Origin of the sequence: Microbulbifer sp. ALW1, from assembly GCF_009903625.1 — a bacterium.
Classification (GTDB): Bacteria; Pseudomonadota; Gammaproteobacteria; order Pseudomonadales; family Cellvibrionaceae; genus Microbulbifer.
Genome location: NZ_CP047569.1, coordinates 3,720,692 through 3,733,803 on the forward strand (window position 1 = coordinate 3,720,692; position 13,112 = coordinate 3,733,803).

Here is a 13,112-nt window from a genome sequence, read left to right on the forward strand (position 1 = left end):
GAGATCCGCGAACAACCACTTTATCTGCGATTATACCCGCTATAGATGAAAAGCAAGCAGCAACTATCCAGGCCCCGCCTATCCCTGGGTTTCTATAAACAGGAAAAGTGAATTTATAAATTCCCACAATAGTTATCAGGCTAATTCCGTACAGTGCACCACAGCGCCACAGGTGCCCCTAAACCGGCACCGCTAGATCTATCCATTGAGACTTCAACAACTTACCAGTAAGTGCAAACAACACGAAGCCTACAATCAAGCCATTAACAGCCAGAGTAACATCTCCATTTCCGAATAGAGTGTAACCACCCCAAATATAAGCTCCAGGACCTATAAGAAGGATTGATAGAACCATCGAGATACACAAAACCAAAAAATATAAGAACGGTGTCAATGCTTTAATTGTAAGTTTCACTCGATCACCTAACGCCGCCGGCAGGGGCAGCTTACCTTGTGCGCACTTTGCGCGAAAATGGGAGCGAAGCGACCCGTGCAAAATGTGCACAAGGTAAGCTGTCCCGCGGAGGGCCGCAGGCCCGGAGCAAATTGCCCGGCCTTGTATGGTTGTTCTTGTCTCATTTCGGCGTTGTACGCTCTTCTCGCTAACGGGTAAATTGAGACCCACCTTCGGCGGCCACCGAAGGCCTTGTTTATCACAGTTCGCTGCCCGGCCGGTTCATAAAGACCGATAACAAGTATGAACGTGACAAACACTCACTAGGCATAACTCGAATAGTCATGTGGGCCTCGAGCCCGAATAGCAAGGCGGAGATAGCTTATCTTATGGAATATAAAGAGATCAATGTCGGTATCGATACCAGCAGCAACCAACTCGATATCTATGTGAGACCCCCTGGCCAATTCTTTAGCGTCAATAACGATAGAGACGGTATTAAACAAGCTGTAGATAAAATACTGGCACTCAAACCCACTAGAGTATTGATTGAATCTACTGGACGACTGGAAATGGATTTTGTGTGCGCTGCCGATAAGCGAGGGCTGCCCATCGTTGTCTGCAACCCTTCACAAATTCGGAACTTTGCAAAGTCATCAGGACGGATCGCTAAAACCGACAAGCTAGATGCCATGGATATTGCCCATTTTGGCGAGGCCATGAAACCAGCGCTAACAGTAATAAAGCCGGAAAAGCTGCGAGAAATCAGTGACTTACTTGCCGTCCGTAGCCAGCGTCTTGAGATGAGTACTATGCAGAAGAATCGCCTCAAGAGAATGCCGAAGTCAGTCCACGATCCTATCCGAAAAATCCTTACCGCGATCAAGAGCGAACTACTTAAAATCGACAAGCAACTCGACAAGTTAATCAGCAGCGTAACGGAGTGGAAGGAAAAGCGAGATTTGCTGCTAAGTGCGAAAGGTGTAGGCAACGTCCTGGCTTACACACTCATGAGCGAGCTTCCTGAACTTGGAAAACTTAATCGTAAGGAAATAGCTGCGCTTGTTGGTATCGCACCGATGAACCGCGACAGCGGGCGCTTTCAGGGGAAGCGGTTCATTCGGGGCGGGCGTCACCGTGTTAGAACGGTTCTATTTGTTTCGATGATGTCTGCGATCCAATGTCACCCAAAGCTGAAACCAATGTACGAGCGTATGGTTGCCGCTGGGAAACCAAAGAAAGTCGCTATCGTCGCGTGTATGCGCAAGCAACTCACAATCCTCAATACCATGGTTAAGAACAACACTCATTGGGATGAAAAAATGGCTTAATCACTTGACGGAGAACCATAGTCACTTGTTATGTGCGGCACTACGCATAGCGTGTTTTAAGATACTTGGCTAGAGCACCGATGGGAACCAAAATGGCTGACCAAATAACACTAAGCGCGAGAATTACCACTACGCCAGAGCCAGCTCCACCTTCGAGTTCAACGTTCATTAAAAAAGCTGTAACTAAAGCCAGAATAAAACAAGCGACCGTCATTCTATACGGTGGGAGCTTATAAGCATCCGGCAACCACAAATATGCACATAGCCAAATTACAAGGCTAGGAGATAAAGCTACGCAAAGTAGAAGCAGCACAATGAAAACGGATAGAAAAATTTCCATGCTCTACTCTTGCTCTTACTTACACATAACGCCGCGCTCAGCCGCGGCTAACTTTGGGCGCTTTTTGCGCGACAATAGGAGCGAAGCGACCGTGCAAAAAGTGCGCAAAGTTAGCCGTCGGTCTGCAGCGCTTTGTTACGTTTTTTGGATCTGCTCAAACACCCGGTCTCCCAGGTCAGAATCATGCCCCATGACCTCAGCCATGAACCAACCGTACCCAAATACAAAAGCAAGATACAGTACTGCAAGTATCGGAATAGCGATTGCAGAAAGCCTACTGAAAGGCTCAATCTCAATGAACGCTACTTTTGGCGATCTAGGTAAAACCTTAACATTAACGCGATCACCTACCTTGTATTTTTGAAGAAGCTCGTGCTCAAAATTATGATCTTTGAACAATTGTGGAGACCGTAGAAGCGGAGTATCTGAACAGTACTTTTGGCCTTCAAAATCATACTCAAATTTTATATTTGCCTCGTAAACTCGCTGTCCTTCTGTATTTGTAAAATTTGCGAGTTTAGATTCTATGATTTCTCCGCGCACTACAGGGAAGGACTTCCATTTACCTTGAATACGCCGATAGATGTAGGTTTGCCCCACACCAATAAAGGCCAAGATCAAAAATCCAATGTATTTTAGAATACCCAACATAATTATTTACTACCGAAACGTAACGCCCAGCGTTGGCTGTCGCTCAGCCGCTGATTGTTATGTGGGACTTACTCGTGGTACTTCCGGATTACTGCGACCTTGCCCTGATCCATTTCCAAGATTTCCATCATGGTTTGACTATACTCGACTTTTTGATTGCTTTGAGGATGGATACCTTTTGCGTGATCCTTGTACCTTAGGGCAATTGCCGAGTCATTAAATATAAAAACTTCAAGAAGTTCAGCACTATATTCCGTATGAGCACCCAGATAGAAGGTCATACCCTTACGCATGGACTCTTTACCCCCAGGCTTACGAGTGCCATCTGTTTCCCAAGGTAAATGGGTGTGACCTATATCATCGGTTAGCAGCTTAAGATAGTTTTCAAGATCTTCTTTGGTGGCATCGGGAGATTGTGTGGCAACCATTTTTTCAAAATAGTTGTGCGCGAAAGCTTTCAGATCTTTTCCTGTATCAGCTGCATAGAGTCGACTAGAAATCAATAATAGAATTACAGCCAAAAATACTCTTTTCATTTAGAACTCCATTTCTCGATTTTCACATAACGCCCACGGCAGGGGCGGCTTACCTTATGCACTTTTTGCGCGAAAATGGGAGCGAAGCGACCCGCGCAAAACGTGCATAAGGTAAGCCGTCCCGCGGAGGCCCGAAGGGCCGGAGCTTCACTGCCCGTGATTGTTATGCATGGCCGAAGTGCGATCTTCATCAATGCGATAAATTGGCCTTCCACTCACGTTACCCTCTCTTACTTCAAGAACAATCGGGCCTCTAAAGCTCTCTGGGAGGAAACCCCAATCTCGCACACTAGTTTTTATACCATTTGGCAATTCAACTTGGAAATGTGGGTCCGCAGAAGCCTTGCCACGCCCACCGACATGATTAAATACATTTGCCTGGATATATGTGAATGTCGTTCTACTTGGCTCAAACGCACAGTATGACAGAGAGCCAAATATGGAAAGAATAATTGCTAGCAGAAAGTGTGGAGCAAATCTATCTGAATTCATATTGCATAACGCCGCAATCAGCCGCGGATTACTTTGTGTGCTTTTTGCACGAAAATGGGAGCGCAGCGACCGTGCAGAAAGTGCATAAAGTAAGACGCCGGCTGCATTGCATTGTTAGCGCCGTCACTTGCACGGAATTGCGAAATCAACGTGGTAATGCTCGTCATGCCGGACCCATGAACGCTTTTTTGAAAACTGAATATTCCTAGACAGATATTCACCGTGTGTTGTTTCGAGAAGTTTAGGCTGTAACTTGGGATCAAAAATTACACGCCACAAATTAAAACCTCGAGTTACCGACTCTTTGTGTAGCGCAACTATATGAGCGGCCATTGCCTCATAATCTATCGTGAAATCTTCGTAAACACCGAAATTGTCAAACTCGATGTCGTAGCCAAATTTGTTAACTGGACTAGTCGGTAAGTGGACTGAAGTCCCAGATTTATCAGTTACTGGAACCATAAAATCTGCAGACAGACCGTTTCTGTGAGTTTTGTGCGGCTTAAATTGCCCGCCTTCTTCAAATCCCATCTCAGCATATTTGAATACTTTCTCAGGATTTGTATCTTCAAGGCTTTTGTATGCAGCTAAAATTATTTCACTTACTTGGGAGTGAACATAAGTTCTCCCAGCTAATCTCGCAACTAAGCTATATCCCTCAAAATTTTCTCCTGATGTAGGCAGTTGAACCCCATTCTCTAGTCTTCCATTGGAGGTGGTTCCATAGCAGATGCTATCCTCGGCAATTGCTAAAAACGAGAAAAACAAAAAACTGAAAAAAATCTTACTCATAGTCTCGTAGCGCTAACGCTGCCGGCAGGGGCAGCTTACCTTGTGCACCTTTTGCGCAAAAATGGGAGCATAGCGACCCGCGCAAAAGGTGCACAAGGTAAGCTGTCCCACGGAGGGCCGCAGGCCCGGAGTAAATTGCCCGGCCTTGTATGGTTGTTCTTGTCTCATTTCGGCGTTGTACGCTCTTCTCGCTAACGGGTAAATTGAGACCCACCTTCGGCGGCCACCGAAGGCCTTGTTTATCACAGTTCGCTGCCCGGCCGGTTCATAAAGACCGATAACAAGTATGAACGTGACAAACACTCACTAGGCATAACTCGAATAGTCATGTGGGCCTCGAGCCCGAATAGCAAGGCGGAGATAGCTTATCTTATGGAATATAAAGAGATCAATGTCGGTATCGATACCAGCAGCAACCAACTCGATATCTATGTGAGACCCACTGGCCAATTCTTTAGCGTCAATAACGATAGAGACGGTATTAAACAAGCTGTAGATAAAATACTGGCACTCAAACCCACTAGAGTATTGATTGAATCTACTGGACGACTGGAAATGGATTTTGTGTGCGCTGCCGATAAGCGAGGGCTGCCCATCGTTGTCTGCAACCCTTCACAAATTCGGAACTTTGCAAAGTCATCAGGACGGATCGCTAAAACCGACAAGCTAGATGCCATGGATATTGCCCATTTTGGCGAGGCCATGAAACCAGCGCTAACAGTAATAAAGCCGGAAAAGCTGCGAGAAATCAGTGACTTACTTGCCGTCCGTAGCCAGTGTCTTGAGATGAGTACTATGCAGAAGAATCGTCTCAAGAGAATGCCGAAGTCAGTCCACGATCCTATCCGAAAAATCCTTACCGCGATCAAGAGCGAACTACTTAAAATCGACAAGCAACTCGACAAGTTAATCAGCAGCGTAACGGAGTGGAAGGAAAAGCGAGATTTGCTGCTAAGTGCGAAAGGTGTAGGCAACGTCCTGGCTTACACGCTCATGACCGAGCTTCCTGAACTTGGAAAACTTAATCGTAAGGAAATAGCTGCGCTTGTTGGTATCGCACCGATGAACCGCGACAGCGGGCGCTTTCAGGGGAAGCGGTTCATTCGGGGCGGGCGTCACCGTGTTAGAACGGTTCTATTTATTTCGATGATGTCTGCGATCCAATGTCACCCAAAGCTGAAACCAATGTACGAGCGTATGGTTGCCGCTGGGAAACCAAAGAAAGTCGCTATCGTCGCGTGTATGCGCAAGCAACTCACAATCCTCAATACCATGGTTAAGAACAACACTCATTGGGATGAAAAAATGGCTTAATCACTTGACGGAGAACCATAGTCACTTGTTATGAGTTCTCGCCATTTTCGTAGTGATAATGCTCTTGGCTTGCCGACGTAAAGCTACCAATGAATTTAGATTCTTTATGATAGTCCTTCTTTGGCGTAAAGTACTCTTTAGCTAAAGCCCAATCATAAACCCCTTGATTCAATGGGTAAGCCGTAAGCATTCCGCTTAATGTATTTTTCGCTATCCACTCTTCGGCTTTATCACGACAGTTAAAAACTGCGCTACAGAATTGTGCCCCACTTCCATGAAATACGTAGATTTTATCTTCCATGTCTAGACTCATAACAGTTTATTCAAAAGCCCAGGTCATATATCACGCTGCCACATATCCAAGTTGACACCAATGTTTATGTTTGACGGAAAACCTAGTTAATTCAGCAGGTTACCTCACTATACGATCTTTGAGTACCATAAATATATGGCAGGCGAGCTATATATCCCTTGGTATGGCTGTACCATAATTTACAAAAACTCCTTTAATTTCATTCAGATACGTTTTCTCCAATACTTCAGCTACTGATCTGAAATACATCGCACATCGTCCCGACGTCTAAAAACTCGATAATCGGACTCGCTGAACAAAGTACAGATACAAAAAAGCCGGTTCCAAAACTGGAACCGGCTTTTAGGCTTCATGTGAATAAAGCGCGCTTTTTACACCGCGCCCTCTTCAATCTTGTGCTTCCAGATCACCGGGCCGGTGTTGTGCACCGATTCGCCGTTGCTGTCTACCGCCACCGTCACCGGCATGTCTTCCACGTCGAATTCGTAGATGGCTTCCATCCCCAGTTCCGGGAAGGCGATGACCTTGGCATCTTTGATGGCCTGCGCCACCAGGTAAGCGGCACCGCCAACCGCCATCAGGTAGACGGCTTTATTGTCACGGATGGCTTCGATCGCAGTCGGGCCGCGTTCTGCCTTACCGATCATGCCCAGCAGGCCGGTTTCTTCCAGCATGGTGCGGGTGAACTTGTCCATGCGGGTAGCGGTGGTGGGGCCCGCAGGGCCAACCACTTCTTCACGCACGGGATCAACCGGGCCCACGTAGTAGATGAAGCGACCGGTCAGGTCCACTGGCAGTTTCTCGCCCTTGGCCAGGATGTCGACCATTTTCTTGTGCGCGGCATCGCGGCCAGTAAGCATCTTGCCGTTCAGCAGCAGAGTATCGCCGGGCTGCCAGCTCAGTACGTCTTCCGCGGTGACTTCGTCCAGGTTCACGCGGCGGGTATTGCCGCCCGCTTCACGGGTGATTTCCGGCCAGTCTTCCAGTTTCGGCGGAGTCTGACGCGCAGCGCCGGAACCGTCGAGGGTGAAGTGGGTGTGACGGGTAGCTGCACAGTTCGGGATGATCGCTACGGCCTTGTTGGCGGCGTGGGTCGGGAAGTCTTTCACCTTCACGTCCAGCACGGTGGTGAGGCCACCCAGGCCCTGGGCGCCGATGCCCAGTTTGTTGACCTTGTCGAACAGTTCCAGGCGCAGTTCTTCGGCTCGGTTGGAAGCGCCGCGTTCCTGCAGGTCCTGAATGTCGATGGGGTCCAGCAAGGACTCTTTCGCCAGCAGCATGGCCTTCTCGGCAGTGCCGCCAACACCGATACCCAGCATGCCGGGCGGGCACCAGCCAGCGCCCATTTTCGGCACCATGTCCAGTACCCAATCTACGACGGAGTCGGAGGGGTTGAGCATGGCAAATTTGCTTTTGGCCTCACTACCGCCGCCCTTGGCTGCGACATAGACGTCGACATTGTCGCCGGGAACGATTTCGTAGTGAATGACCGCCGGGGTGTTGTCGCCGGTGTTTTTACGGGCGCCGTCGGGGTCCGCCAGAATGGACGCACGCAGTACGTTATCCGGGTTGTTGTAGGCGCGGCGAACACCTTCGTTGACCATGTCGGTCACGCTCATTTCCGCGTCCCACTGCACGTTCATGCCCACTTTCAGTTTCACGGTCACAATGCCGGTATCCTGACAGATGGGGCGATGGCCCTGGGCGCACATGCGGGAGTTGATCAGGATCTGGGCCATGGCGTCTTTCGCCGCCGGGTTGGCTTCTTTTTCATAGGCCTTGTTGAGGGCCTGGATGAAATCCTGGGGATGGTAATAAGAGATGAACTGCAGCGCGTCGGCCACGCTGTCGATCAGGTCGTCCTGGCGGATAATGGTCATTGCCGGCTCCGGTGTTGTCGTCTCGTCTCGAAGGCGGCGATTTTACACGAAATGTCGGCGGGTGTTGGATTGGACGAAGTGAGGAGAGGCGCGAATTTTGAAAAAACAAGGGGCAAGTGAAAATGAGAATGGTTAGCGACAAAGCCAGTTGCCGCTAACCTTCATATTTCCCTACTTGCGCACCAGATCAGGGCGCGGAAGCGGTGGTGGAGCTGGACTGCAGGCTGCGGATGGCATCGCGCAGTTGCACCAGGTCCTTGTTTACGGTGCGACGGTAGCTGTCGATCGACTGTACCGCTTCTTCGTTGGCACCCACGCGTGCCGTCAGGTCCGCACGCACAGAAGACAGCTGGCGCTCCAGGCTGGCTACCTTGTCTTTGGTATCCCGTGAAGCGCTCGCCGTGGATTCTTTCAACTTGGCTATATCCGACTCGAGGGCGGCCACTTTCTTCAGGCTGCTCTCAAAGCCACTGACCTTTTTGGACAGTGCAGCGACGTCTTTCTTCGCAGCGTCTGCGGCAGCCTTGTTAGCGGCGATATTCTTGCGGTTGGTATCGAAGGAAACACCCCACAGCTTGCGAATCTCCGAGGCGTTCTCCTTCACTTTGGCATTGAGCACTTCGACCGAGGCCGCCGACTCTTCGCCAGACATTTCAAAGCGCTTCTCCAGCTGCACGATACGGGCCTCTGCATCAACCAGCACCGTCCGGGTCAGTTGCCACTGCTGGTACAGGAAGCCTGCGGCGCCCAGACCGGCAAGTGCCAGCATCAGGGCGACAATGGCCAGGAAGGAAGAACCACCACCAGAACTGGTGGGTTCCGGGGCAGAAACCGGCGCCTGGGGCGCAGCGTAGCGCTTACCACTTATCGGGCCGTTAGGAATCTGAGGGTCCATAGCGGATGGGCTGCTGCCATCGAGTGTGGGCTCTCTGCGTTGCATGCTGTAGTCCTGCGTTGCTGTACGGCCATATGACCGTCATTGGTAGAAATCTGCGGCAGTTATACCAAAAACTGACGAAAAAGTAAGCGGTTCCAGTTATCAGAATAGGACAATAGAAAGCACAGACTGCTCCGTCATCAATAATCATTCGCAGATAGCCCTGAACTTAGCGGCAATTGAAACCTTTTTGGCCTGTCCAATGGCTTAATAATGACATCAAGCGGGTGTAGAATGCCTGCCACCAATAACTGACCTGCTACCACTCTTGGGTCGGTACAGGTCTCAGACAAAGGAAGGAATACAACATGGCACACGTTCTCCCCGAACTTCCCTATGCTATGGACGCGCTGCAGCCGCACATCTCCCAGGAAACCCTGGAATTCCACTACGGCAAGCACCACAAAACCTACGTAGACAAGCTGAACGGCCTGCTGGAAGGCACTCCGGATGCAGACAAGTCTCTGGAAGACGTCATCAAGTCCTCCTCCGGTGGCGTATTCAACAACGCCGCTCAAATCTGGAACCACACCTTTTACTGGAACTGCCTGAGCCCCAACGGCGGCGGCGCTGCTACCGGTGCAGTAGCCGAGGCCATCAACGCCGCTTTTGGTTCCTTCGACAAGTTCAAGGAAGAGTTCACCAACAGCGCCGTCAACAACTTCGGCTCTGGCTGGACCTGGCTGGTGAAAAAATCCGACGGCACTGTAGCCATCGTTAACACCTCCAATGCCGAAACTCCGCTGACCGACAGCAGCGTTACTCCGCTGCTGACTTGCGACGTTTGGGAACACGCTTACTACATCGACTACCGCAATGCGCGTCCGAAGTACATGGAAGCGTTCTGGGCACTGCTGAACTGGGAATTCGTAAATCAGAATTTTGCCTGATTACGGACCTGGTCCAGTGATGCGAAAAGCGGGCCCAAGCGGCCCGTTTTTTTGTGCCCGCGATAAATCCAATCCGCCGATAAAATGACCAGGCCGTCGTTAAAATTTGCAACCTCTGCCACTTCTGGTTACAACACTGCACCGATAACCTCCCTTTCACCAACCATTCACTGACATTGAGATAACACCATGAAGCTCAAGATGACTCTGCTGGCGGCCGCCATAAGCGCGCTGGCCTTGGCAGGTTGCGACCGCGAACAGGCCACCCCCAAAAACGATACCGAACAGCAGTCCCCTGCGGGCGCAGAAGCCACCCAGGCCTCCCCTCAGGGCGTAGACACTACCGCTGATGCCTCATCCGAAGGAAATGCCGAAGTCATCGAAAAAACGAACCAGTTGTTCGAAGAGCAGTTCCAGACGCACGTCAGTCGCAGCCCGGAATTCAAAACATTCCTGGGGATGAAAGAGGATTACGGCAAGTGGGACAACCTCTCCCCGGAGTTCGCCAAGGAAACCCATGAAATCCACAAGCGTCAGCTGGAAGCCCTGAAAAAGATTGACCCGGCGCAACTGGATGACGCAACACGCCTGTCACTGGAACTGGCAATCCGCAATCTGGAGCAGGATATCGAAGGCTACCAGTGGCGCCTGCACACCTACCCGGTGAACCAGATGTACGCCGCACACACCGGCGTTGCCTCGCTGCTGATCAACCAGCACCGTGTTGAAGATGTATCCGATGCCGAGGCCTATATTTCCCGCCTCAACGGGCTGCCAGCCCATTTTGATCAGGTCATCGAAAACCTGAAGGCCCGCGCCGAAGCCGGCATCATCATCCCCAAGTTCGTTTTCCCCTATGTCATCAGCGACGGTAAAAACCTGATTACCGGTGCGCCATACGACGACGGCAAAGACAGCACCCTGTACGCGGACTTCAAGGGCAAGGTAGACAAACTCAATATCAGTGACGAGGAAAAAGTCGCGCTGATCGAGAAAGCCAAAACCGCAATGCTGGAAAGCGTGAAACCGGCCTACGAAAACCTCAATGTGTATCTGGCGGAGCTGGAAAAACAGGCCACCACCGACGACGGCGCCTGGAAATTCCCCGACGGTGACAAGTACTACCAGCATCGCCTGAACGTCTACACCACCACCGACATGACGGCCGACGAGATTCACGAAGTGGGTCTGTCAGAAGTGAAGCGTATCCATGACGAGATGCGCGCAATCATGAAACAGGTGAAGTTCGAAGGCAGCCTGCAGGAATTCTTCGAGTTCATGCGTACCGACAAGCAGTTCTACTACCCCGAGACCGAGGAAGGTAAACAGCGCTACCTGAAAGAAGCAACCGCGATGATCGACACCATGAAGGGTCGATTGGACGAGCTGTTTATCACCAAGCCCAAGGCGGACCTGGTCGTTAAGGCGGTAGAACCCTTCCGCGAGAAATCTGCCGGTAAAGCCTTCTACCAGCGCCCGGCACCGGACGGCTCCCGCCCCGGCATCTACTACGCCAACCTGTACAAAATGAGCAGCATGCCCACCTATCAGATGGAGGCGCTGGCCTACCATGAGGGCATCCCCGGCCACCATATGCAGCTCTCCATCATGCAGGAGCTGGAAAACGTACCCTCCTTCCGCAAGTTCGGCGGCTACACCGCCTACACCGAGGGCTGGGGCCTCTACTCCGAGCTGGTGCCGAAGGAAATCGGATTCTACAAAGACCCCTACTCCGACTTCGGTCGCCTGGCCATGGAACTCTGGCGCGCCTGCCGCCTGGTGGTCGACACCGGGATGCACAGCAAAAAGTGGACCCGCGAAGAGACCATCGACTGGCTGGCAACCAACAGCCCCAACCCCAAGGGTGATGTGGTCAAGGCCATTGAACGCTATATCGTCATGCCCGGCCAGGCTACCGCCTACAAGATCGGCATGATGAAAATTGTCGAACTGCGGGAAAATGCGAAAAAAGAACTTGGGGACAAGTTTGATATCCGTGAATTCCACGACGTGGTGCTGGCGAATGGTGCGGTGCCGCTGGATGTCTTGGAGGAGCTGGTGAGTCAGTGGGTAGAGGGAAAAAAGAGTAGTTAACTTCCTGACCTAGGATCTTTCCGAAAGGCGCCGCTTTAATTAACAGCGGCGCCTTTTTTTATTTTGCCGCTAAAAAATAGTTTCCTCTACAAACCGAAATGTGTGTTAGCTTTGGCCTATCGTTTCTCAATCGTCACATCGTCAGATTCACGCCCCACCACAAATTACCCGCCTCCATGTCGAAAACTCAGTCGAATAGACTGAGACCCGATCGCATTATTTGCAGATTCTCCCCCTGGCTACTTGACTAAATAACATCCAACCTGAAGTGGTTGTCGTTATCGTAAACAGTCAGGGAAGACAACATGGCCTCGCACTATTCCGCTCGCAAAAATTTATTCACCAAAAAATCATTGGCCAAAGCGGTTTCCAACGCCGTACTTGTTTTTGTGGCTACTGCGACACTGGGGAATAGCGCCAATGCGCAATTTGTCTGTCAGGACAACACCACCGGAACTGCAGATGGTGCGACCGCCGCTGGCGCAAACTCAGTCGCTTGCGGCACGGATGCGCAAGCCGCAGGTAATGCCTCCACCGCAGTGGGGAATAGTGCCACTGCAAGCCAACCGGAATCCACAGCCCTGGGGGAAAGTGCCACCGCGAATAATGAAGGGTCAACCGCCCTAGGTGCCGGCACTTCTGCATCAGGAGCATCTTCAGTCGCGGTCGGAATAAGAGCAGACTCTTCAGGCACAACTGCCATATCCATCGGAAGTGATTCCGTAGCATCAGGTTCAGAGAGCATCGCAATAGGAACACAATCTGACGCGTCAGGCTCCGAAAGCACAGCCATAGGCGCACGCTCTTCAGCAACAGGTCTCTCCTCTACAGCGCAAGGTCATGGCGCTACTGCGAATGCGGATTTTTCCACAGCGCTCGGCAGCACCGCAGTGGTCAATAGCAGTGCCTTTGAAGGTACTGCCGTAGGCGCAGGAAGCGGTGTTACTGCAGCGCAAGGCACCGCGATTGGCAGCTTATCTAATGTATCGGGAACCAATGGTACGGCTATCGGGTACCTCTCCGAAGCCAGCGCTGCAAACGCAACCACAGTCGGCGCTAGCTCGAGAGCATTACAAGAGAATTCTTCCGCATTTGGCAGTGGTGCAACGGCTAATGGTGCGGGAGCGACCGCTGCTGGTCGCAACGCC

At 51.0% G+C, this 13,112-nt stretch carries 11 protein-coding genes and 1 pseudogene; 5 read left to right on the top strand and 7 right to left on the bottom strand.

All coding sequences use genetic code 11. The features are described 5' to 3' along the window. Positions 1-783: 783 nt before the first annotated feature. Positions 784-1,725 carry an IS110 family transposase gene (locus tag GRX76_RS15400; RefSeq protein WP_160154120.1) on the top strand — a complete coding sequence of 314 codons (942 nt, stop codon included), beginning with the start codon at positions 784-786 and terminating at the stop codon, positions 1,723-1,725. A gap of 40 nt (positions 1,726-1,765) precedes the next feature. Here GRX76_RS15400 and GRX76_RS15405 read toward each other — a convergent pair whose 3' ends face one another. From GRX76_RS15405 to GRX76_RS15420, 4 genes are all read right to left on the bottom strand, one after another. Continuing rightward, entirely contained in the window at positions 1,766-2,065 is a 300-nt protein-coding gene (locus tag GRX76_RS15405; RefSeq protein ID WP_160154121.1) for a hypothetical protein, read from the bottom strand. Positions 2,066-2,200: 135 nt separating this feature from the next. Next, positions 2,201-2,716: a DUF3592 domain-containing protein gene (locus GRX76_RS15410; protein ID WP_160154122.1), complete on the bottom strand. Its 516-nt coding sequence runs from the start codon at positions 2,714-2,716 to the stop codon at positions 2,201-2,203. 68 nt (positions 2,717-2,784) lie between these two features. After that, entirely contained in the window at positions 2,785-3,252 is a 468-nt protein-coding gene (locus GRX76_RS15415) for a nuclear transport factor 2 family protein (protein WP_160154123.1), read from the bottom strand. 615 nt (positions 3,253-3,867) lie between these two features. Then, entirely contained in the window at positions 3,868-4,536 is a 669-nt protein-coding gene (locus GRX76_RS15420; protein ID WP_160154124.1) for a penicillin-insensitive murein endopeptidase, read from the bottom strand. A gap of 372 nt (positions 4,537-4,908) precedes the next feature. Between GRX76_RS15420 and GRX76_RS15425 the strand changes: the two genes are divergently transcribed. Next, positions 4,909-5,850, top strand: coding sequence for an IS110 family transposase (locus GRX76_RS15425; protein ID WP_160154125.1), 942 nt, complete (start codon positions 4,909-4,911; stop codon positions 5,848-5,850). A gap of 28 nt (positions 5,851-5,878) precedes the next feature. On the opposite strand, the gene GRX76_RS15430 is transcribed toward GRX76_RS15425, so the two are convergent. The 3 genes from GRX76_RS15430 to GRX76_RS15440 form a co-directional block, all read right to left on the bottom strand. Continuing rightward, a complete protein-coding gene (locus tag GRX76_RS15430) occupies positions 5,879-6,151 on the bottom strand; it encodes a hypothetical protein (RefSeq protein WP_160154126.1) in 273 nt (90 codons plus the stop codon). Positions 6,152-6,534: 383 nt separating this feature from the next. Further along, on the bottom strand, positions 6,535-8,043 hold the full coding sequence (locus tag GRX76_RS15435; protein WP_160154127.1) for a fumarate hydratase: 1,509 nt from the start codon (positions 8,041-8,043) through the stop codon (positions 6,535-6,537). A gap of 187 nt (positions 8,044-8,230) precedes the next feature. Continuing rightward, positions 8,231-8,983 carry a hypothetical protein gene (locus GRX76_RS15440; protein WP_160154128.1) on the bottom strand — a complete coding sequence of 251 codons (753 nt, stop codon included), beginning with the start codon at positions 8,981-8,983 and terminating at the stop codon, positions 8,231-8,233. A gap of 305 nt (positions 8,984-9,288) precedes the next feature. On the opposite strand from GRX76_RS15440, the gene GRX76_RS15445 reads away from it, so the two are divergent. From GRX76_RS15445 to GRX76_RS19500, 3 genes and pseudogenes are all read left to right on the top strand, one after another. Then, complete coding sequence (locus GRX76_RS15445; protein ID WP_160154129.1) at positions 9,289-9,870, top strand: superoxide dismutase; 582 nt, start codon at positions 9,289-9,291, stop codon at positions 9,868-9,870. 189 nt (positions 9,871-10,059) lie between these two features. Next, a complete protein-coding gene (locus GRX76_RS15450; RefSeq protein ID WP_201276838.1) occupies positions 10,060-11,964 on the top strand; it encodes a DUF885 family protein in 1,905 nt (634 codons plus the stop codon). A gap of 305 nt (positions 11,965-12,269) precedes the next feature. Continuing rightward, positions 12,270-13,103 (top strand): annotated as a pseudogene (locus tag GRX76_RS19500) (hypothetical protein); the annotation flags it as partial. Positions 13,104-13,112 lie beyond the last annotated feature (9 nt).

Coding starts and splice junctions, on each gene's coding strand:
- GRX76_RS15430 (WP_160154126.1), bottom strand. CDS start 6,151: ATGGAAGATAAAATCTACGTATTTCATGGAAGTGGGGCACAATTCTGT.
- GRX76_RS15450 (WP_201276838.1), top strand. CDS start 10,060: ATGAAGCTCAAGATGACTCTGCTGGCGGCCGCCATAAGCGCGCTGGCC.
- GRX76_RS15400 (WP_160154120.1), top strand. CDS start 784: ATGGAATATAAAGAGATCAATGTCGGTATCGATACCAGCAGCAACCAA.
- GRX76_RS15435 (WP_160154127.1), bottom strand. CDS start 8,043: ATGACCATTATCCGCCAGGACGACCTGATCGACAGCGTGGCCGACGCG.
- GRX76_RS15420 (WP_160154124.1), bottom strand. CDS start 4,536: ATGAGTAAGATTTTTTTCAGTTTTTTGTTTTTCTCGTTTTTAGCAATT.
- GRX76_RS15445 (WP_160154129.1), top strand. CDS start 9,289: ATGGCACACGTTCTCCCCGAACTTCCCTATGCTATGGACGCGCTGCAG.
- GRX76_RS15425 (WP_160154125.1), top strand. CDS start 4,909: ATGGAATATAAAGAGATCAATGTCGGTATCGATACCAGCAGCAACCAA.
- GRX76_RS15415 (WP_160154123.1), bottom strand. CDS start 3,252: ATGAAAAGAGTATTTTTGGCTGTAATTCTATTATTGATTTCTAGTCGA.
- GRX76_RS15405 (WP_160154121.1), bottom strand. CDS start 2,065: ATGGAAATTTTTCTATCCGTTTTCATTGTGCTGCTTCTACTTTGCGTA.
- GRX76_RS15440 (WP_160154128.1), bottom strand. CDS start 8,983: ATGCAACGCAGAGAGCCCACACTCGATGGCAGCAGCCCATCCGCTATG.
- GRX76_RS15410 (WP_160154122.1), bottom strand. CDS start 2,716: ATGTTGGGTATTCTAAAATACATTGGATTTTTGATCTTGGCCTTTATT.